General features: G+C 67.5%; 19 protein-coding genes and 1 tRNA gene. 13 read left to right on the forward strand and 7 right to left on the reverse strand.

Going from position 1 to position 21126, the window contains the following annotated elements:
- Positions 1-3: 3 nt before the first annotated feature.
- Together AAHH99_RS03810 and AAHH99_RS03815 are read right to left on the reverse strand one after the other, a co-directional pair.
- Positions 4-504 carry a pyridoxamine 5'-phosphate oxidase family protein gene (locus tag AAHH99_RS03810; protein WP_418767436.1) on the reverse strand — a complete coding sequence of 167 codons (501 nt, stop codon included), beginning with the start codon at positions 502-504 and terminating at the stop codon, positions 4-6.
- A 14-nt stretch (positions 505-518) separates the two neighbouring features.
- Positions 519-2771: a molybdopterin-dependent oxidoreductase gene (locus tag AAHH99_RS03815; RefSeq protein ID WP_418767437.1), complete on the reverse strand. Its 2253-nt coding sequence runs from the start codon at positions 2769-2771 to the stop codon at positions 519-521.
- A 134-nt stretch (positions 2772-2905) separates the two neighbouring features.
- Here AAHH99_RS03815 and AAHH99_RS03820 point away from each other — a divergent pair, with 134 nt between their 5' ends.
- Complete coding sequence (locus AAHH99_RS03820; RefSeq protein ID WP_418767593.1) at positions 2906-3508, forward strand: helix-turn-helix domain-containing protein; 603 nt, start codon at positions 2906-2908, stop codon at positions 3506-3508.
- On the opposite strand, the gene AAHH99_RS03825 is transcribed toward AAHH99_RS03820, so the two are convergent.
- The gene (locus AAHH99_RS03825) at positions 3492-4682 is read right to left on the reverse strand and encodes a DUF7373 family lipoprotein (RefSeq protein ID WP_418767438.1); all 1191 of its coding nucleotides are present in this window, start codon (positions 4680-4682) and stop codon (positions 3492-3494) included. The genes AAHH99_RS03820 and AAHH99_RS03825 overlap by 17 nt on opposite strands.
- Before the next feature lie 220 nt (positions 4683-4902).
- On the opposite strand from AAHH99_RS03825, the gene AAHH99_RS03830 reads away from it, so the two are divergent.
- The 3 genes from AAHH99_RS03830 (at position 4903) to AAHH99_RS03840 (ending at position 7469) form a co-directional block, all read left to right on the forward strand.
- Positions 4903-5232, forward strand: a complete 330-nt coding sequence (locus AAHH99_RS03830; RefSeq protein WP_418767439.1) for a hypothetical protein — start codon at positions 4903-4905, stop codon at positions 5230-5232.
- 12 nt (positions 5233-5244) lie between these two features.
- On the forward strand, positions 5245-6903 hold the full coding sequence (locus AAHH99_RS03835; RefSeq protein ID WP_418767440.1) for an alpha/beta hydrolase: 1659 nt from the start codon (positions 5245-5247) through the stop codon (positions 6901-6903).
- Positions 6904-7007: 104 nt separating this feature from the next.
- Positions 7008-7469: an LppA family lipoprotein gene (locus AAHH99_RS03840; protein WP_418767441.1), complete on the forward strand. Its 462-nt coding sequence runs from the start codon at positions 7008-7010 to the stop codon at positions 7467-7469.
- Positions 7470-7784: 315 nt separating this feature from the next.
- On the opposite strand, the gene AAHH99_RS03845 is transcribed toward AAHH99_RS03840, so the two are convergent.
- Positions 7785-8420 (reverse strand): type I restriction-modification system subunit M N-terminal domain-containing protein, encoded by a 636-nt coding sequence (locus AAHH99_RS03845; protein WP_418767442.1) that lies wholly within the window; start codon positions 8418-8420, stop codon positions 7785-7787.
- A gap of 146 nt (positions 8421-8566) precedes the next feature.
- A tRNA-Leu gene (locus AAHH99_RS03850) sits at positions 8567-8649 on the reverse strand.
- 249 nt (positions 8650-8898) lie between these two features.
- Here AAHH99_RS03850 and AAHH99_RS03855 point away from each other — a divergent pair.
- The 7 genes from AAHH99_RS03855 to pknB all read left to right on the forward strand — a co-directional run bounded on the left by AAHH99_RS03855 (position 8899) and on the right by pknB (position 18679).
- On the forward strand, positions 8899-10362 hold the full coding sequence (locus AAHH99_RS03855) for an FhaA domain-containing protein (RefSeq protein ID WP_418767594.1): 1464 nt from the start codon (positions 8899-8901) through the stop codon (positions 10360-10362).
- A gap of 127 nt (positions 10363-10489) precedes the next feature.
- Complete coding sequence (locus AAHH99_RS03860; protein WP_418767443.1) at positions 10490-10957, forward strand: FHA domain-containing protein FhaB/FipA; 468 nt, start codon at positions 10490-10492, stop codon at positions 10955-10957.
- Entirely contained in the window at positions 10954-12534 is a 1581-nt protein-coding gene (locus AAHH99_RS03865; protein ID WP_418767444.1) for a PP2C family protein-serine/threonine phosphatase, read from the forward strand. The genes AAHH99_RS03860 and AAHH99_RS03865 overlap by 4 nt, the downstream gene beginning before the upstream one ends.
- On the forward strand, positions 12531-13943 hold the full coding sequence (locus AAHH99_RS03870) for an FtsW/RodA/SpoVE family cell cycle protein (protein WP_418767445.1): 1413 nt from the start codon (positions 12531-12533) through the stop codon (positions 13941-13943). Before AAHH99_RS03865 ends, AAHH99_RS03870 begins: the two co-directional genes overlap by 4 nt.
- The gene (gene pbpA / locus AAHH99_RS03875) at positions 13940-15415 is read left to right on the forward strand and encodes a D,D-transpeptidase PbpA (protein WP_418767446.1); all 1476 of its coding nucleotides are present in this window, start codon (positions 13940-13942) and stop codon (positions 15413-15415) included. The genes AAHH99_RS03870 and pbpA overlap by 4 nt, the downstream gene beginning before the upstream one ends.
- A gap of 46 nt (positions 15416-15461) precedes the next feature.
- A complete protein-coding gene (locus tag AAHH99_RS03880) occupies positions 15462-16805 on the forward strand; it encodes a protein kinase domain-containing protein (RefSeq protein ID WP_418767447.1) in 1344 nt (447 codons plus the stop codon).
- Complete coding sequence (pknB, locus tag AAHH99_RS03885; protein WP_418767448.1) at positions 16802-18679, forward strand: Stk1 family PASTA domain-containing Ser/Thr kinase; 1878 nt, start codon at positions 16802-16804, stop codon at positions 18677-18679. The genes AAHH99_RS03880 and pknB overlap by 4 nt, the downstream gene beginning before the upstream one ends.
- Here the strand turns inward: pknB and AAHH99_RS03890 are convergent.
- Entirely contained in the window at positions 18657-19343 is a 687-nt protein-coding gene (locus AAHH99_RS03890) for an aminodeoxychorismate/anthranilate synthase component II (RefSeq protein WP_418767449.1), read from the reverse strand. The two genes, pknB and AAHH99_RS03890, sit on opposite strands and share 23 nt — an antisense overlap.
- A 73-nt stretch (positions 19344-19416) precedes the next feature.
- The gene (locus AAHH99_RS03895) at positions 19417-20202 is read right to left on the reverse strand and encodes a DUF881 domain-containing protein (RefSeq protein WP_418767450.1); all 786 of its coding nucleotides are present in this window, start codon (positions 20200-20202) and stop codon (positions 19417-19419) included.
- 80 nt (positions 20203-20282) lie between these two features.
- Between AAHH99_RS03895 and crgA the strand changes: the two genes are divergently transcribed.
- Positions 20283-20546 (forward strand): cell division protein CrgA, encoded by a 264-nt coding sequence (gene crgA / locus AAHH99_RS03900; RefSeq protein WP_418767451.1) that lies wholly within the window; start codon positions 20283-20285, stop codon positions 20544-20546.
- A gap of 154 nt (positions 20547-20700) precedes the next feature.
- A complete protein-coding gene (locus AAHH99_RS03905; RefSeq protein ID WP_418767452.1) occupies positions 20701-21126 on the forward strand; it encodes a PH domain-containing protein in 426 nt (141 codons plus the stop codon).

Below are 21126 nucleotides of genomic sequence, written 5' to 3' on the forward strand. Positions count from 1 at the left end.
GAATCAACCTAGGTACTGCGCCGTGCTGCCACCCAGCGGCATCTCGGGCATGCCGAGCTTGCGGTGGTCCCAGCTGCGGGTGCGCAGCGGCACCACGCGCACGCAGATGCGGTTGTTCATCATCTGGTCAACGAATGGGCGCATCTCGTCTGAATAGGGTCCGGTGTAGCGCTCCCACACGCTGATGCCAACGCGCAGAACAGTTTCCGGGTCGTCGACGATCTCGGCCCTGCCGTCGATCGAGACACCGCGCAGGGTGTCGTAGGTGTGGCCGTCCTCGATCATCACGGTGACCGTCGGGTTGCGGCGCAGGTTGACCGCCTTCTGCGACTTGGCCTTGGTCTCGAACCAGATCTCGCCGTCGAGCACGGCGTACCACATCGCGACCAGGTGTGGCCGCCCGTCGGGCAGCACGGTCGCCAGCGTGGCGGTGCGGCTGCGTTCGATGAATTCGGCGATCTCTTCGTCGGACATGACGATCTTCGCGCGTTCGTTCTTGCCCACGGTCGAAGATCTTGTCAGGTGGCCGCGGCGACGACGGTCACCGGGATGCCGTTCAGCGCGCCGTTGCCCGACGGTTCGTCGATGAATGTCGGCGGTGAGAGCACGTTGGTGTTCGCCCCCGGCGTCTGGTTCGCCACGGACATCCGCGTGCCGGGCTTGCCGTGACCCCAGCCGTGCGGCATGGACACCACGCCGGGCTTGATCGCGTCCGTCACCTCGACCGCTACCTCGATCTCACCTCCCGCGGAGCTCACGCAGACGCGGTCGCCGGTCGCGACACCACGCTTGACGGCGTCGTCGGTGTGCATCAGCAGCGTGCAGCGGTCCCGGCCCTTCATCAGCGGCGCCACGTTGTGCAGCCAGGAGTTGTTGGAGCGCAGGTGTCGTCGACTGACCAGCACCAACTCGTCGGGGGCGCGGTCGAGGCGAGCGGCCAGCCGGGGCAGGTCGTCGAGCAGGTACTGCGGCGCGAGCCGGATCTTCTTGTCGACGGTGCCGAGCACCTCGGGGATGCGCGGCACCATCGGCCCGAAGTTGATGCCGTTGGGTTGCGCCTTGAGCTTCTCGAGGGTGAGGCCCTCGGGGTTCTCGCCGTAGCGGTCGCCGAACGGGCCGGTGCGCAGGGTGAGGTCGAGGATGCGTTCCGGGCCGCCGTGCGTGTAGTGCTTGCGGACCTCGGCGCCGTCGAGGCCCTGGGTGAACGCCATGTAGTCGAAAAAGCCGTCGTCGATGGCGGTGACGTCGACGTCCTCGGCGGGCGTCCCGCTGCACAGGCCGGTCAGCCGGATGAGGATCTCCCACTCCTGCGGCCGGTCGGGGTCCTCGGCTTCGAACACCGGCGGCGAGTAGTTGGCGATGCTGTTGATCGCGAAGTTGAGGATCAGATCGTCGTGGTGGGGCTGTTCGAGCGGTGACGGCGCAGGCAGGATCACCTCCGCGTGCCGGGTGGTCTCGTTGACCCACATGTCGAGGGCGATCATCGCGTCGAGCATCGGCAGCGCCTCGTCGAGCTTGTGCCCGGCCGGCGTGGAAAGCACCGGATTGCCCGCGACGGTGATCAACGCCTTGATCTGCCCCTCCCCCGGCGTCGCGATCTCCTCGGCCAGACACGACACCGGCACCTGCCCGAGCACCTCCTTCGCACCCCGCACGCGGGTGCGGAACCGGCCGAACTCCGCGGCGCCGTCCTCGAGTCCGGGAATCGGTTGCACGGTCACCGACCACGCGGCCGGCAGCGGGAACATCGCCCCGCCCGGCGTGTCGAAATGCCCGGTGAGGATGTTCACGACGTCGACGAGCCAACTGGCCAGGCTGCCGAATTCCTGATTGCATAACCCGATTCGGCCGTAGACGACGGAACGCTCGGTGCCGGCGAGCTCGCGCGCCAGCCCGCGGATGCGCTCGGCGTCGATTCCGGTGACCGCTGCGACGCGGTCCGCTGGCCAGTCCGCCGCCACCTCCCGCATCCGCTCCAGCCCGTCGACGTGTGGCGCCAGCCGGCCGAGCGAAACCAGGTTCTCGACGAACAGCGTGTGCGCCACCGCCAGCAGCAGCGCGGCGTCGGTGCCCGGGGTGATGGGCAGCCACTCGTCGGCCCTCGCCGCGGTGGCGGTGCGGACGGGGTCGATCACGATGACCTTGCCGCGCTTGCGGATCGAGTCGATGATGCCCATCACGTCGGGGGCGGCCAGCAGCGAGCCCTGCGATGCGGCGGGGTTGGCGCCCATCACCACCAGCAGGTCGGTGCGTTCGATGTCGGGGACGGGGAACGACCACCACCCGCCGTACATCAGGTGCGAAGACAGGTTCTTCGGCCACTGGTCGACCGTGCCCGGCGAGTAGCTCAGCGGGATGCCGGACATGCCGAGCAGCACGCCGGTGTAGCGACCCAGCGAGAACGAGTGTGCCAGTGGGTTTCCCGTGTAACAGGTGACCGCGCCGATGCCGTGCTTCTCGATCACCGGGGCGAGCAGTTCGGTACACCGGCGGAACGCGGCGTCCCAGCTCACCTCCTGCCACTGCCCGTCGACCTTGACCAGCGGTCTGCGGACGCGGTCGGGATCCTCGTGCACCGCACCCAGCGTCGCGCCCTTCGGGCAGATGTGCCCGTGACTCCAGGTGTCGTCTCGGTTGCCGCGGATGCTCGCGACGTGTCCGCCGTCGACGTGAATCTCTAACCCGCACATGGCCTCACACAGCGGACAGGTGTACAGATGGCGGCCGTCCTGGCCCGGGGCAGCCAGTGGTAGTCCGAGATCTGCGGTCACCGCGGCCTCCTCGGCGTCACCCGCGAACGTGGGTTACCCGCACGCATCCGGCGCGGCAGACGTGCGGGTAACCCACGTTCGGCACCTACTTGTCGTGACATACTGTAACGACAATGTCGGGTGGAGGGGCGGGAATGGCGGAGACGGCGGTACCGCGGCGCACCCGGCACGGGTCTCGGCGGGACCCCTCCATCGACGCCGACGTGCTGGCAGCGACGCGCCGACTGCTCACCGAACACGGCTACGCGAAGACCACGATCGACCTGATCGCGACCACCGCGAACGTCAGCAGGCCCGCCGTCTACCGCAGATGGCGGTCGAAGGCCCATCTCGTCCACGAGGCGCTGTTTCCCGACCTCGGCCGAGAACCGCCTGCCGACGACTTCGTCGACGAGATCACCCGGCTGTGTCACGGGGCGCTGGCCATGTACTCCGATCCCGCTGTGCGCGAAGCGATCCCCGGGCTGCTCGCCGACCTGCGCACAGACCGCGGCATGCGCCGCGTGCTCAGCGACCGGCTGGAGGCGACGGCGCGCAGTCAACTCGGCGAACGCGTCGCGGCCGCCGTCACCTCCGGGGTGGCCAGGGCCGGCGTCAGCGCCGACACGATCATGGACGTCATCGCCGGTGGCGCCTGGTACGCGGTATGCGTCCGCCGCATCAAGGACATCGACGTGGCGGCCGACGAACTCGCGGCGCTGGTGCTTGGCGGCGTACTGGCTAACTCATCAGCATGATGTACTGCGCGGCCGTCATCTGTTGCGCCGCAAGCAGAGTCGGGGCACTGGTCTCGATAGTGTACTCGTCGGCGGTGGCCAGACAGTAGAAACCGCCTTCGTTCGTGCGCAGGCAGCGGCTGCCGGGCATGTCCGGCACCGGGTTAGCCGGCTTGGCCGTCGCCGACACCTCCTCGGCGAACTCCTCGACCACGCCTTGGGCGCCCGCGACATCCTCGGCCTCGTAGACGGTCGTGCCCGCCATCGCGACCAGGTCGACGCCGGTGTCGGAGAAGAGCTTGGCCGACCGCACAGGATCGGACTGGAAGTGCAGTGCGCCGCGCCGTTCGTAGGTCCCGCCCTTGGTGAACGTCGGGTCACGGCCTTCGAGCGGGAGCGTGCGGGCCAGCAGCCCGGTCGGATCGATCGAGATGTCGGCCAGCTCGCTCGGGTCCGTGGCGCGGAACTTGTCGATCTCCGGCGCCTGCAGGTCCAGGCTCTCGGTCACCAGCCGGGCGGCGGCGTCGATACCGGCAGTCGCCTGGGCCAGCTGCATCAGCACGTAGGACCCGTGCGCGGTGAACGACCGCACCGCACCGAATTTCCCGATGTTGCGATCGGTCCCGGTGTGACTGCTGGCGCGTGCTTCGGGATGGCCGGGGATCTCCAGCTTCGGCGACGGTCCATCGGTGCCCTGCGGCTGCGATACCGCGTCGGCCATGTCGTCGGCCGCGGCCTGGGCAGCCCGATCGTCGCCGAAGCGCAGCACCGCGTTGAGGAGTATCTGCTTGTTCTTCTCGGTCCGCGTCGTGGCGAAGCCGGTGACGAAGTCGTGCCGGGCGGCCGCCGCCGCGACGTTCATCGGACCGATCATGGCCAGCGCCTCGGCGCGTGGCAGCACCATCGCGCCAAGGCCGAACCATTCCGTCAGCGCCTCGTCGACCTCCCACGGGCCGATGACGTGGTTAGCGAGTCGCTGGCCCTCGAGCACGACACCGAGCATCGGGTCGTCGGCGACGCCGAGCGGACCCCGCGGTGCCGTTGCGAACCGGCCAGGGTCCAACCGGTCGAAATCCAGCGTGGGCCCACCCGCGGCCCTCACCGCGGATCCCTCGACGGTCGATGTGCACGCCGTGGCAAGCAGTGCGACGACAGAGATGAGCGCAAGGATCGCGTTCCGCATGTCGTTCCGCATGCCTTGGAAATTACCCGCGCCGAGTCGGCCGGAGATTCAGGCATGCCGAAGCCGCGGCGGGACGTCATACAAATGAGACGAGCCACCGAAATCCGGCGGCTCGACCGGCGAAATCGCGGACGCGATCCAGGTATTGCATTGCAGCCTGCTGCCTACGGCGCGGCCGCAGCCACGATATTCTGGAGCTCGCTACTGTTTGCTCGGCGTGGGAGGAGGGATTTTGCCGAAGGCGGTCCAGGTCACTCCCGAGGATCTGATGGTGTCCGCGTCCACGGTCGATGCACACGCCGATGGCATGTGGCTACAGCACGGGACGGCAACGGGTCGTATCGAGAGCGCGCAGAAGGGTGTGCCTACGGGGTCCACCATGGCGTTGACCGGAGCCGTCTCCAAGTGGGAGGCGGACTCGACTGCCCTTTTCGGTCGTCTGGTCGAACACAGTCAGGCGCTACGTGCTGGCGCGGCTGCCTACGAGCAGACTGACGCACAGAACGCGGAGAACCTCACGGCCACAGGCGATCAAATGAACGTCGTTGACCTTGGGCTCTAGCGGTCGTTTGCCGTGACGGTCTCGGTTGCCGATATTGATCGCTGGGACGCGGGAGATGTCCGCGAAGTGTTTAACGCTGCGCGCGGCCGGGCGGAGGCCACCTTCGAGGCCCGCGATGGCATCGCCACGCTACCGGCTTTCGGGTCGTGGGGCGGTGACGCCGCTGAAGCGGCGAAAAACGCGAACGAGCAACTGCGCAAGGATCTCGACGCGCACGGAAACGAAGCGCTAGCTGTCGCGCGGGCGGCCGACCAGGCAGCTGGCGCCGTCGAGTCGGTTAAGAGTCGGTTGGCTAACCTGCGCGCTGAAGCCTCGCGGCTCGGCATGGAGATCGACCCGGTGACGAGCACGGTTGTGCCGGGGCCGAACGCCGGTGGCAATCCGATGGAAATCTTGCTCAAGACCGAGCAGCTGCAAGCTGAGCTGGCGTCGATTATGGCCGAAGCGCAGCAGGTCGATGACGAGCTTGCCCGCGCGATCAACATGGCCACCGGTGCCGAGCCGATTCCGCACGACGCCGGACCGCCCGTCGGGCCGGCTGGCCTGACCCCGACGCAGATCGCCAGTGACGTCAACGAGCGCCGCCTGAACCAGGAGCGCGTGAGCACACAAGCCACCGTCGATGAATTGCAGAGCCGCTACGACCAGTTGGCTGCCCAGGCGTACACGACCGGTGATCACAGCCCGGCCACGATGAGTGCGCTGGAAAATCTCGGCAAGGAGCTGACGGACGCCAAAAGCTACCTCGGTGATCTGAACGCGGTGCACGACGCACTCGGTAAGGCTCCGGAAACGTACCTGACGATGTTCGATCCGCGCACGGGCACGGGCAAGCCGGTACTGGCCGCGGTTGCGGTCGGTAACCCGGACACCGCCAAGAACGTGTCGGTGTCCGTGCCCGGTGTGGGCACGACACCCGGAAGCTTGCCTGACATGGTTACGGAGGCAAGCAATCTGCGTGATACCGCCCAGCGCCAGCTCGATCGGGTGGGTACGCCGGGTTCGGTCGCGGCAATCGCATGGCTCGGGTACGACGCACCGCCCAATCCCATTGACACCAAGAGCCCCGCGGACCTGTGGACCACGATGACCGATGATCAGGCCCATGCCGGTGCGGCCGGACTGTCCTCGTACCTCCAAGAGGTCCGGGCCAATAATCCGGATGCACACGTGACGCTGCTTGGCCACTCCTACGGCTCGCTGACGTCGTCGCTGGCGCTGCAGGACCTGCACGCTCAGGGCGTGCATCCGGTGAACGACGTGGTCTTCTACGGCTCGCCCGGTTTGGGGCTCACCAATCCAGAGCAGCTCGGCCTTGGCGCCGACAACGCGTATGTAATGCGAGCGCCCGATGATCCGATCACCACTTTCGTCGCGCCGACAGCTCCGCTGCACGGCTGGGGTGCCGACCCGTATGCCGGCATGTTGCCCGAGCTGTCGTCGCAGGCGGGTTTCGATGCCGGCGACGCCTTCCGCGAGGGCGTCCAAAGCCACGCCGACTACCCGCGCGCGGACAACGACGGCAACCTGCGCATGTCCGGCTACAACCTGGCGGCCGTCGTGGCCGGACTACCGGACAACGAACTGGTGTTCGCGCCACCACCGCCCGCGGTTCCTCTCATCCCGCAGGGTGGCCAGATACCGCTGCCGCGAGCGATACCGGGAGGCTGAACGTGGCGATACGCGTCGCGAGAATGATCGCGCTGACCCTTATCGGGCTACTCATCATGACCGGCTGCGGTAGCGGGTCGGAACCCGGCCAAGAGGATGGTGGTATGACCACGTCGATGAGCGATCCAGAAGCCACGCTTCGTTCGAAGCCACCGTTTGAAGCGGCGCAAGAGCAGTACCGAAATGCGTTGCGGGACATGGCTGATCGGGTCGCCGCGCTCGTGCCGGGCCTGACGTGGCAAATTAAGGAAGACAGCTGGCGTGGCTGCGGTGGCGCGTACGCCAGGACGTCCGGAGTTCAGGTGTATGTCTACATCGTGTTTGGCGGGCCGGTACCAGATGACAAGTGGGCGCCCGCCCTGGCGATCGTCAAGGATGGTGCCGCGCGCCTCGGCGCGACAAACATGACCACACTTGTCGACAATCCGGGCGACCACGACGTCATGTTCGGCGGCGATGACGGCATAGAGATCGAGTTCGGCACCAAGGCCAACACCATCTTGTCCGCGAAGTCGGACTGCCGCTTACGCCAGGCCGATCTTCCTGCACCCAGAACCGGCACTTAACCGAGCCTCTGGGATGAAAATGGTGGCGAGTGGCGCTATTTCCCCGGCGACAAGTACCACAATCCGCACTGGGACTTTAACCCGCATAATGCTCCGAACTCCCCGTGGGACAACGTACCGATTGGTGATCTGCCAACCGTGAAGGAAAATCGGGTCATCACCGGCTGCCGCCTGGCTGGAAAGTCCGACGGCGCCCGGCACAGCCGGGCCACCCCAAAACCCCTTGCTGGCACCGTTTCCCGGCGTCGAGATGCCGAGCCCATCACCTTCTACACCGCTCCCCAGCTCGGGACCGCCTGACCTCTTTTCCGAATGTCAACATCGACGCACCGAACCCTCAGGACTTAGAGAAGGCCGGCACGGGTGTCGTGGCTGGCGGTGGGCTGCTCGCGTTGCTCTGCATGATCTTCGTGCAGAACTGATCGGCCCATGTTCAGCAAGTTCAATATGGCCGGCGCGGTGCCATCGACTCGCGATCTTGGACAACAGGTACTCGTAGAGATAGCCGTTGGTGTCCCAGTCGTTCATCGGAATCTCGTCGAGCAGATCAACCACCCTTGAGAGCAGTTGCGGCGCCGGGATGGTGAACCGGGCATCTTTCATATGCTCGCCATAGGTTGAGCCGTCGCCACCGAGGGTCCGCAGGAACGGGAAGACCCTCTCCCCGACCGTCGCGAACATGACAGCCGGCTCCTGATTCTTGAAGCGCGCCCACCGGAGCTCTTGTTGGTCTGAACCGAAACGAAGCTCACCGGCCGCGCCAAGGCGAGCTTTGCGCTCCTCCAGCGTCTCCAGGTCGTCGAGACGCCGGATGAACAACAAGTAGGTGATCTCCTCGATGACCTCCAGCGGGTTGGAGATGCCGCCAGACCAGAATGCGTCGCAGACCCGGTCGACAAGTGGCGCACAACGCTGAGGATCGACTGGCGGATCGGGGCGACCCCGCTTCAAGCGACCATCCAGATGGGGACTTGCACTCAATCTCCCGCGGCGCTGCCGCCGGGAGGTTCACTCGGGCAGTCCTCACCAAACACAAAGGTCACGAACCATTTCTGGTTCGTGACCTCTGTGCCTGCAGTTCGTAGAACCGCTCCTTGTGGGCGAAGGGGGACTTGAACCCCCACGTCCCGAAGGACACTGGCACCTGAAGCCAGCGCGTCTGCCATTCCGCCACTCGCCCCAACAACCGGGGGAGCCTATCACGCACGACACCCGGCTCCCCAACCGTACCGGCCGGCCCCCGGGCACGTTCGGTTGATCGTGATCGGGGGCGCTGAACTGCGGTGTTTCGATTCTCAGAGTTCTGTTGGTCCCGCTGCCCGGCGCTCGGCCGATACCATGCACATGAACAATGTGGTCAGGCGACACGCTGGCTCCCGTCGCGGTGAGCAGGGCCGACGGACGACAACCGAGTGAGGCGGGCGGTGACATGGGTCTAGTCGACCGCTTCGAGCGCAAGCTCGAGTCGACGGTCGGCGATGCCTTCGCCCGGGTGTTCGGCGGTTCGATCGTCCCGCAGGAGGTCGAGGCGATGCTTCGGCGGGAGGCCGACACCGGCGGACGCGAAGTGCTCGGCGGTCAGGTTTTGGCACCAAACGACTACGTCATTACCCTCAGTGTGCCTGACTATCAGAAGGTGAGCGCCGACCCAGACCTCACGCCAGCGACTTTTGCCAAGCACTTGGAGGGATACATCCGTGAGCAGGGGTGGCAAACGTATGGTGATGTGGTCGTCAGGTTCGAACAATCACCCACCCTGCACACCGGACAGTTTCGCGCGCGTGGAGCGGTCAATCCCGACACGACCACTGGCGAACCCGCACCACCACACCATGTACGTGCGTCCAGCGCAGAATCAGGAGTACCACCGATGAGCGACAACCCGACCTACCGCGGCGGCCAGGGGCCGGGGAGGCCCGCCGACGAGTACTACGACCGTCCGCAGGACGATCGCTACGGCCGCCCGGACGACCGTGGCCCTTATCCCCCGCCCGAGCAGGGCGGCTACCCCCCGCAGGGCGATCCGTACGCCCCGCGCCAGGGCGGCTACCCCGACCAGGGTGGCTATCCGGACCAGGGCGGCTACCCGGACCAAGGTGGCTACCACGACCAGGGCGGCTACCCCGATCAGGGCTACCCGCCGCCGTCATACGAGCAGCGCCCGCCGGGCGGTTACGGCCCGCCGCCGCAGGGCGGCTACCCGGATCAGGGTTACCGCCAGGCTCCGGGTGGCTACGGTCCCCCGCCGGGCGGCCAGCCCGGCTACGGCGGTGCACCCGGGCCCGACTACGACTACGGGCGTCCCCCGGCCCCCGGCCGCCACGAGGACGGTGGCTACGGCCGTCCCGAACCCCGGCCCGCCTATCCGGATCAGGGTGGCTACCCCGATCAAGGCGGCTATCCCGACCAGGGCGGTTACGGCGGTCAGCCGTACGGGCGGCAGGACCAGGGCTACGGCGCACCGCCGGACTACGGCCGCTACGGTGACGCGCCCGCAGGCGGCTACGCCGAACCGGGCTACTCCGAGCCCGCGGGCGGCGGCTACGACTACGGTCAGCCGGCCGGCTACGGCGGTGGCTACGGCCAGGCCGACTACGGCACGGGTGCCGCGACCGTCACGCTGCAGCTCGACGACGGCAGCGGTCGCACCTACCAGCTGCGCGAGGGCACCAACGTGATCGGCCGCGGCCAGGACGCACAGTTCCGGCTGCCCGACACCGGGGTGTCCCGGAGGCATCTGGAGATCCGTTGGGACGGTCAGGTCGCGCTGTTGTCCGACCTGAACTCCACCAACGGGACCACCGTCAACAACGCGCCCGTCCAGGAGTGGCAGCTCGCGGACGGCGACGTGATCCGGCTGGGCCACTCCGAAATCATCGTCCGCGTGCACTGAGCGCCCGCCGGGGCGGAGAAGCTGTCGCTTCCCCCTCATGTCGGTAACCGTCCAAGTATCGTGACGGTGCCGAGGCTGGCTGCGTTGCCGAGGCGGCTGAACGGGATGGAGACGGAGAGGACGTCAGATGCAGGGGTTGGTACTGCAACTGACGCGCGTCGGATTCCTGTTGCTTCTATGGCTGTTCATCTGGTCGGTGCTGCGAATCCTGCGGACAGATCTCTACGCCCCGACCGGCGCCGTCATGGTGCGGCGCGGGCTGCCGCTGCGCGCCGCGCTGCTACCCAGCCGAGCCCGCCGTAACGTGGCTCGGCATCTGGTGGTCATCGAGGGTGCGCTGGCCGGCACCCGCATCACTCTGGGCAGTCAGCCGGTGCTGATCGGGCGCGCCGACGACTCGACGTTGGTCCTGACCGACGACTACGCCTCGACGCGCCACGCGAGGCTGTCACCTCGAGGTTCGGAATGGTACGTCGAGGACCTAGGATCGACCAACGGCACATACCTCGACAGGGCGAAGGTGACGACGGCGGTACGCGTTCCGATAGGCACGCCGGTTCGGATCGGCAAGACGGTAATCGAGCTGCGCCCGTGACCCTGGTGCTTCGATACGCCGCGCGCAGCGACCGCGGCCTGGTTCGGGCGAACAACGAGGATTCGGTGTACGCCGGCGCCCGCCTGCTCGCGCTGGCCGACGGTATGGGTGGGCACGCCGCGGGCGAGGTGGCCTCTCAGCTGGTGATCGCCGCCCTTGCCCATCTCGACGACGACGAACCCGGCGGCGACCTGCTGAGCAAGCTCGACGCCGCGGTGCGCGAGGGCAACTCCGCGATCGCCGCGCACGTGGAGGCCGACCCCGAGCTCGAGGGCATGGGCACCACGTTGACCGCAATCCTGTTCGCGGGCAACCGACTTGGCTTGGTGCACATCGGCGACTCGCGCGGTTACATGCTGCGCGACGGGGAGCTGACCCAGATCACCAAGGACGACACGTTCGTTCAGACGCTCGTCGACGAGGGCCGCATCACCGCCGAGGAGGCGCACAGCCACCCGCAGCGGTCGTTGATCATGCGCGCGCTGACCGGCCACGAGGTCGAGCCCACGCTCATCATGCGCGAGGCGCGCGCAGGCGACCGCTATCTGCTGTGCTCCGACGGCCTGTCCGACCCGGTCAGCCACGAGACCATCCTCGAGGCATTGCAGATCTCCGACGTCGCCGAAAGTGCAGACCGGCTCATTGAATTGGCGTTGCGCGGCGGCGGTCCCGACAACGTGACGGTCGTGGTGGCCGACGTCATCGACAACAACGCCTACGACTACGGGCAGACCCAACCGATCATCGCCGGTGCGGTATCGGGTGATGACGACCAACCACCGCCCAACACCGCGGCCGGTCGCGCGTCGGCGTTCAACCCGCGACGCAACGAAGCCAAGCGCGCGCTACCGGAACCGGAGGAACCGCCGCGACCGCCCAAGTCGCGGCGGCGAATGTTCATCGCCGCCGCCCTCGTGGTGCTGGTCGTCCTGGCCGGACTGGCCGTCGGTCGCGAGATCATCCGCAGCAACTTCTACGTCACAGCCCATGACGACGTCGTCTCGATCATGCGAGGTGTGCCCGGATCGATCCTCGGCTACCCGCTGCAGGAGCCGTACCGAAAGGGCTGCCTGACCGAACGCAACGGGCTGACCCTGATCAGTCCCGGCCAGGAACCGCGCGACTGTCAGCCATTTCGGGTGAGTGACCTCAAACCGTCCGAACAGCGGCAGGTCATCTCCGGCCTGCCGACCGGGTCGGAGGATCAGGCGATCACCCAGATCAACCAGCTGGCCCGCGATTCTCTGCTGCCGATCTGTACGCCACCGCCACCACCGGCGCCGCGCACGACGGCGCCGCACAGTCCCGGGCCGCCGAATTCGCCCGGGCTGCCGAACAATCCGCCCCCTCGTGGTGAGGAGGGCACGCCGGCACCCGAGACTCCGCGAACGGTGACGCCGCCGCCGACACCGAAGCCGCCGCCGCCCGCATCCGAGTCTCCGCGGGCCGAACCGGGCACACCGCCGCCGCCCGAATCTCCGGAGTCGCCGACTCCCAAACCGCCGCCGCCCCCGACCGTCACCGCGCTGCCGCCCCCGCCACCCGAGCCGGGAGTCAACTGCCGGGAAGTCTCATGACGACCCAACCGCAGTCCGCCGTTTCCGTCGCGCCACCACTTCCCAACCGGCGCAACGCCGAACTGCTTCTGCTGGGTTTCGCCACCGTCATCACCACCCTTGCGCTCCTGCTCGTCGAGGCGAACCAGGAACAGGGACTGCATTGGGATCTCGCGCGCTACACCGTCGCGTACATGGCGCTCTTCAGCGGTGCGCACCTTGCGATACGTCGCTTCGCCCCGTACGCCGACCCGCTGTTGCTGCCGGTCGTCGCGCTGCTGAACGGCTTGGGACTGGTGATGATTCACCGCCTCGACCTCGCCGCAGGCGAGCTGTCCCAGGACGGACTCGGCGGCACGGCGAACCAGCAGATGCTGTGGACCCTGCTCGGTGTCGTCGGGTTCTCGCTCATCGTGATCTTTCTTCGTGACCACCGCCTGCTGGCTCGCTACGGCTACGTGTGCGGGCTCAGCGGCCTCGTCCTGCTCGCAATCCCCGCCGTGCTGCCGCGTGCGTTGTCCGAACAGAACGGCGCCAAGATCTGGATCCGCTTGCCGGGCTTCTCGATTCAGCCCGCCGAGTTCTCCAAGATTCTGCTGCTGATCTTCTTCGCCGCGGTCCTGGTATCCAAGCGCAGCGTGTTCACCAGCGCCGGAAAACACGTCCTCGGCATGGATCTGCCCCGCCCCCGCGACCTCGCGCCACTGCTGGCCGCGTGGATCGCCTCAGTCGGCGTGATGATCTTCGAGAAGGACCTCGGCACCTCGCTGCTGCTGTACGCGTCGTTTTTGGTGCTGGTCTACGCGGCGACCGACCGGCTCAGCTGGGTTGTCATCGGGCTGGCCTTGTTCGCCGCGGGAAGCGTTGCGGCATATCACCTTTTCGACCACGTGCAGGTGCGGGTGCAGACGTGGCTCGACCCGTTCGCCGATCCCGACGGCGCGGGCTACCAGATGGTGCAGTCGTTGTTCAGCTTCGCCACCGGAGGCATTTTCGGCACCGGCCTCGGCAACGGTCAGCCCGGCACGGTGCCGGCCGCGTCGACCGACTTCATCATCGCCGCGGTCGGTGAGGAGCTCGGTCTGGTGGGGCTGGCCGCGGTGCTCATGCTCTACACCATCGTGATCATCCGCGGCCTACGCACCGCGATCGCCGTGCGGGACAGCTTCGGAAAGCTTCTCGCCGCGGGCCTGGCATCGACGCTCGCGCTGCAGCTGTTCATCGTCGTGGGCGGTGTCACCAAACTCATTCCGTTGACCGGGCTGACAACGCCGTGGCTGTCCTACGGCGGCTCGTCGCTGCTGGCCAACTATGTACTGCTGGCGATCCTGGTGCGCATCTCGCACGCCGCGCGGCGCCCGATCATCGCCGGACCCCAGACGCCCACCCCGATCGCGGCGGCCAGCACCGAGGTGATCGAGAAAGTATGAACACCTCGCTGCGCCGCATCGCCGTCACGGTCATGGCTCTGATCGTGCTGTTGTTGGGCAATGCCACGCTGACGCAGGTGCTGACGGCTGACGGGCTGCGCTCGGATCCCCGCAACCAGCGGGTGCTGCTCGACGAGTACTCCCGGCAACGCGGGCAGATCTCCGCGGGCGGCCAGCTGCTGGCGTATTCGGTGTCCACCAACGGCCGGTTCCGCTTCCTGCGGGTGTATCCCAATCCGCTGGCCTACGCCCCGGTCACCGGCTTCTACTCGCTGCAGTACTCGAGCAGCGGGCTTGAACGTGCCGAGGACTCCATCCTCAACGGCTCCGACGAGCGCCTGTTCGGCCGCAGGCTCGCCGACTTCTTCACCGGCCGCGACCCGCGCGGCGGCAACGTCGACACCACGATCAAGCCGCAGGTGCAGCAGGCGGCCTGGGACGCGATGGAAGAGGGCTGCGACGGTCCGTGCAAGGGCTCGGTGGTGGCCATCGAGCCGTCGACCGGCAAGATCCTGGCGATGGTGTCGTCACCGTCCTACGACCCGAACCTGTTGGCCACCCACGACATGGCCGCCCAGACCGAGGCCTGGCAGCGCCTGCGCGACGACCCCGAATCGCCGCTGCTGAACCGGGCGATCTCCGAGACCTACCCGCCGGGGTCGACCTTCAAGGTGATCACCACCGCGGCGGCGCTGCAGCGCGGCGCTACGGTGAACACGCAGCTCACCGCGGAGCCGCGAATCCCGTTGCCGGACAGCACCGCAACGCTGGAGAACTTCGGCGGCTCGGCCTGCGGCGGCGGGCCCACCACGTCGCTGCGGGAGGCGTTCGCCCGGTCCTGCAACACCGCGTTCGTCGAACTGGGGATCGACACCGGCGCCGACGCGCTGCGTTCGACGGCGCGCGGGTTCGGGCTCGACGCACCGGCGCCGACGATCCCGCTGCAGGTGGTCGAGTCCGGCGTCGGTCCCATCCCCGACGCCGCCGCGCTGGGCATGTCGAGCATCGGGCAGAAGGACGTCGCGCTGACACCCCTGCAGAACGCCCAGATCGCCGCGGCCGTCGCCAACAAAGGAGTGGCGATGAAGCCGTACCTGGTCGATAACCTGAAGGGACCGGACCTTGCGAACATCGCCACGACGGCGCCGCAGGAAGAGCGCCGGGCGGTGTCGGAGCAGGTCGCCGATACACTTACGGACTTGATGGTCGCCGCCGAGCAGGTGACTCAGCAGAAGGGAGCCATCGCCGGCGTGCAGATCGCATCCAAGACCGGCACAGCGGAGCACGGTACCGATCCACGCAACACCCCTCCGCATGCCTGGTACATCGCCTTCGCCCCGGCCCAGGCCCCCAAGGTGGCGGTCGCGGTTCTGGTCGAGAACGGCGGTAACCGCCTGTCGGCGACCGGCGGCGCGCTGGCCGCTCCGATCGGCAGGGCCACGATCGCCGCGGCCCTGCGGGAGGGCTCATGACAGCCCGGCAGCACGCGGTCGGCGTGGCATGTGACCGGGGGGCCGTATGACGGCTCGCGTAGGAGTGACGCTGTCGGGGCGCTACCGGTTGAAGCGGTTGATCGCCACCGGCGGCATGGGACAGGTCTGGGAGGCCGTGGACTCGCGGCTGGGCCGCAGCGTCGCGGTGAAGGTGCTCAAGGCCGAGTACTCCACCGACCCCGAGTTCGTCGAACGGTTCCGCGCCGAGGCCCGCACCGTCGCCATGCTCAACCATCCCGGCATCGCCAGCGTGTACGACTACGGCGAGACCGACATGGACGGCGAGGGACGCACCGCCTACCTGGTGATGGAGCTCGTCAACGGTGAACCGCTGAACTCGGTGCTCAAACGGACCGGCAGGCTGTCGCTGCGCCATGCGCTCGACATGCTCGAGCAGACGGGCCGCGCCTTGCAGGTCGCCCACACCGCGGGGCTGGTGCACCGCGACGTGAAGCCGGGCAACATCCTGATCACGCCGACGGGCCAGGTCAAGCTCACCGACTTCGGTATCGCCAAGGCTGTCGACGCCGCACCGGTCACGCAGACCGGCATGGTGATGGGCACCGCCCAGTACATCGCCCCCGAGCAGGCGCTAGGGCACGACGCCACCGCGGCCAGCGATGTCTACGCGCTGGGAGTCGTCGGCTACGAATCGGTTTCGGGTAAGCGGCCGTTCACCGGTGACGGTGCGCTGACGGTGGCGATGAAGCACATCAAGGAGACACCGCCGCCGCTTCCCGCCGACCTGCCACCGAACGTGCGTGAGCTGATCGAGATCACGCTCGTCAAGAACCCCGGCATGCGTTACCGCTCCGGCGGTGCGTTCGCCGACGCGGTGGCAGCGGTGCGCTCCGGACGGCGCCCGCCGCGGCCGAACGCCGCGCCCTCGATCGGACGGGCCGCGCCCACGGCCGTGCCGTCGGCCACGCAGGCCCGCGCCGCCGCCGATATGACCGGGCGCGCCCCGGCCACCGCCGCGCGTCCGCGCTCGGCGACCGGCAGCCATCGCCCTCCCCCGCCGCGGCGGACTTTCTCCTCCGGCCAGCGCGCCCTGTTGTGGGCCGCGGGCGTGCTGGGAGCGTTGGCGATCATCATCGCGATCCTGATCGTGCTCAACGCCCAGGACCGCCAGGACAAGCAGACCCCGCCGCCGACGATCACCAACACGATCACCGAGACCACCCCGTTCGAGTCGCCGGCGGCGCTTCCGGAGGGGACCGTCCGCGAAAGCGGTGGCGGTGGTGATGGACAATCAGGGGTAACCACACCGCAGGCGATGACGTCACCGGCAATGCCGCTGGTATCGCCGTCAGCCCCGGCACAGGAGCCCTACCAGCGGTATTCGGCTCCAGAACAGACATTGCAATGACGACCCCGCAACACCTGTCCGACCGCTATGAGCTCGGCGAGATCCTCGGCTTCGGCGGCATGTCCGAGGTCCACCTCGCGCGCGACATACGGCTGCACCGCGACGTCGCGATCAAGGTGCTGCGCGCCGACCTCGCCCGCGATCCGAGCTTCTATCTGAGGTTTCGCCGCGAGGCCCAGAACGCCGCAGCGCTCAACCACCCGGCGATCGTCGCGGTCTACGACACCGGCGAGGCCGAGACGCCCGCTGGTCCGCTGCCCTACATCGTCATGGAGTACGTCGACGGCGTGACGCTTCGCGACATCGTTCACAACGACGGCCCGATGGAAGCCCGGCGCGCGATCGAGGTGATCGCCGATGCTTGCCAGGCGCTCAACTTCAGCCACCAGCACGGCATCATCCACCGCGACGTCAAACCGGCCAACATCATGATCAGCAAGACCGGCGCGGTGAAGGTGATGGACTTCGGCATCGCCCGCGCGCTGGCCGACGCCAACAGCGTCACCCAGACCGCCGCGGTGATAGGCACCGCGCAGTACCTCTCGCCCGAACAGGCCCGCGGCGAGAAGGTCGACGCCCGTTCCGACGTCTACTCGCTGGGCTGCGTGCTGTACGAAATCCTCACCGGTGAGCCACCTTTCGTTGGTGACTCGCCAGTGGCGGTGGCCTACCAGCACGTCCGCGAGGATCCGGTGGCGCCGTCGCAGCGCAATCCCGCGATCGGCCCAGAACTGGACGCGGTGGTGCTCAAGTCGTTGGCGAAGAACCCCGACAACCGGTATCAGACCGCCGCCGAGATGCGCGCCGATCTGGTCCGGGTGCACAGCGGTGAACAACCTGAGGCACCCAAGGTGTTCACCGACGCCGAACGCAGCTCGCTGCTGTCGGCGCCGACGGGCCACGAACGCACCGAGCCGATCGAACCGATGCCCCCGGTGCCGACCCACGACGACGGCGACCGCGTCCGTCGCGGCTCGGTCGCCCGGTGGCTGGCTGCGGTCGCGGTGCTGGCCATCCTGACGGTCGTGGTCACCGTCGCGATCAATATGTTCGGCGGAACCACCCGCAGCGTCGAAGTGCCCGACGTCAGCGGTCAGCCGTCGGCGGACGCGATCGCCGAGCTGCAGAACCGCGGATTCAAGACCAGGACCCAACAGCGTCCGGACTCGACGGTGCCTCCCGACCACGTGATCAGCACCGACCCCAGCGCCGACACGTCTGTCGAAGCGGGCGAGGAGATCACCATCAACGTCTCCACCGGCCCGGAGCAGCGTGAGATCCCCGACGTCAAGAACCTGACCTACACCCAGGCGACGGAGCGGTTGAAAGAGGCCGGCTTCGAGAAGTTCAAGTCGTCATCGTCGCCGTCGACACCCGAGCTGAAGGACAAGGTGCTCGGCACCAATCCCCCGGCCAATCAGACGTCCGCGATCACCAACGAGATCACGATCGTCCTCGGTTCCGGTCCTCAGAGCCGTCCCGTGCCGAACGTCGAGAACCAGCCGGAGGCGCCGGCACGCGAGATCCTGACGGCCGCCGGGTTCACCAATGTCGTGTCGGTCCAGGTCGACAGCCCCGAACCGTGCGGACAGGTCATCGGCACCTTGCCGACGGCCGGACAGGACACCGCGGTCGACGCGCCCATCCAGCTGCAGCTGTCGGCGTGCAACCAGTTCCTGATGCCCGACCTGCGGGGCATGTTCTGGACGGACGCGGAGCCGCGGCTACGAGCGCTGGGCTGGACGGGCTTTTTGGACAAGGGTGCCGACGTGCAGAACAGCGGTCAGCGCACCAACGCGGTCGTGACTCAGAACCCGGCGCCCGGCAGCGGGGTCAACTTCGGGGAGACGATCACGCTGAGCTTCGCGTCGTAGCCGCTTCCCGGCCCGCGGCGATGGCGCCGGTGACTTCGTCTTCCAGCTGCCGAACCAGGGACTCGGCGGGCCCTGCGCCGCAGTAGCCCAGCCAGTTCGCCAGCATCCGGTGCCCACCCTCGGTCAGGATCGATTCGGGGTGGAATTGCACGCCGTGGATCGGCAACCCGACATGGCGCACAGCCATGATGACGCCGCCTTCAGTGCGCGCGATGACCTCGAGTTCGTCGGGCACCGTATCGGGCAGGATCGTCAGTGAGTGGTATCTGGTGGCGGTGAAGGGGTTCGGAAGTCCTTGCATCACACCGGAATTAGCGTGGTGGACGACGCTGGTCTTACCGTGCAGCAGTTCGGGTGCACGGTCCACGGTGCCGCCGAACGCGACCCCGATCGCCTGATGCCCGAGGCAGACACCCAGCAGCGGGGTCCCGGCCGTCGCGCACGCCCTGACGAGCGGGATCGAGGCGCCCGCCCTCTCGGGCGTGCCGGGGCCGGGGGACAGCAGCACACCGTCGAAATCAGCGGCGGACTTGGCGATGTCGGCATCGGTGGCCAGTCGGTCGTCGTCGTTGCGCCACACCTGAGCCTGCACCCCGAGCTGACCGAGGTACTGCACCAGGTTGAACACGAAGCTGTCGTAGTTGTCGACGACCAAGACCTGCATCAGCACAGGTTACTGGTTGCGGTTTCGGTGTACTTGGTTGCGCCTGGCGCGACCGGCGACACCGAAATCGCTGTCAGTATCCGATCGGTCCCGCGGGCTTGGCGAACTGCATCCGCAGCGGCTCCTTGTGGCCGACCAGTTCGACCGACGCCCGCGGTTCCTCCGAATACCCCAGGCCGAACCGCACCACGTACTGGCGGTAGAGCGTGACCAGGGGAGCGGCAGCCAGGGCCGCCTGCATCGCGGGCGCGTCACCGATCGCGGTGATGACGTAGGGCGGGCTGTACGTGCGCCCGTTGAGCAGCAGGGTGTTGCCGACGCACCGGGGCGCCGAGGTGCCGATGATGCGCTGGTCCTGCATCTGGATGCCCTCGGCCCCCGCACTCCACAACGCGTTGAGCACGGCGTCGATGTCCTGCTGGTGCACCACGAGGTCGTCTGGGGTCGCGTCGCGGGGGAAGCGACCCTCGGCGTCGCGTTGCGCGTCGTTGAGCGTGACGACCAGGCCTGGGCCGCGTAGCGGTTCCAGGCCCGCCTCGGTGGCCAGTCGCGCCGAGCGGGCGGTGATCGCGGTCAGGGCCGCATCCGCGCCCGGGCTGCCCCCGTGGTGGCTGTCGACGGTCGACACCAGCGCATCGCGTTCTGCGCTGAGCCGGTCCACGGACTGCTGGGTTTCGCGGACCAGATCGACCAGACGGGGGGCGTCGCTGCGGCGGATCTCGTCTCCGCCGGAGACGCCGTGGGTGGCGGCGAGCAGCAGGCCGGCGAGCAGACAGACCACCGGAACCCCGTACCGCCACGACGTCGACCGCCGACCGACCGCCTGCGGCGTCGGCTTCCGACGATGCGACCGCTGCAACTGCTTCCCTGACTCTGGTGTGCCGGGCCTACGTTAGGCTCGTAGGTACATCGTCGCACTCAGTTGTCCCGAAGGTAGCCATGCCCAAGTCCAAGGTCCGCAAGAAGAACGACTTCGCTGCCAACCCGGTGAGTCGTACGCCCGTCAAGGTCAAAGCCGGGCCGTCGAGCACCTGGTTCGTCGTGCTGTTCATCAGCTTGATGCTGATCGGCTTGGTCTGGCTACTGGTCTTCCAGCTGGCGTCGTCGGCCATCCCGTTCCTCGCCGAGCTCGGCCCGTGGAACTACGCGATCGCCTTTGCTTTCATGATTACCGGGCTGTTGCTCACCATGCGGTGGCGCTGAGATTCTTCCCTCTGAAATGAATTCAACCTCGTCGCCTGGCGTTACCCTGCCAGCAACCGTTCGGTAATCGGATCACACGGATGTGATTCATCCCCATTGGGGATAGCACTTGTGGATAACCGCATACATCCCGGTGGAAGGGTGTGGAGAACGCGTGCAGCAAACTCAGTGGAGCCCTCCCGCCGGCGGCGTCGCAGCATGCGCCGTAGGCGGAATTATCTTGGCTACCGTCGCTGTGAGCCTGATCACAGACCCGCCGGGGCGTCTCCTCGGCGGCGTTGCCGGGGTGGGTTTGCTCGTGTTTGCAATCTTCTCGTGGCGCGCACGACCCAAGCTGGCAATCAAAAATGACACCCTCGTCAGCCGCGGGTGGTTCGGCACCAAGGTTTTGCCACGCACCGAGATCAAACTGATCCGGATCACGGAGTTCCGCCGGTTGGCCCGCAAAGTCCGGCTACTCGAGATCGACACCCACAGTGGTGACCTGATCGTGTTCACCCGTTGGGATCTGGGCACCGACCCGCTGCACGTGCTCGACGCGCTGACCCAAGCCGGCTATGCCGGCAAGGGATCCTCCTGA

The organism is Mycobacterium neumannii, assembly GCF_048452905.1.
Taxonomy (GTDB): Bacteria; Actinomycetota; Actinomycetes; order Mycobacteriales; family Mycobacteriaceae; genus Mycobacterium; species Mycobacterium neumannii_B.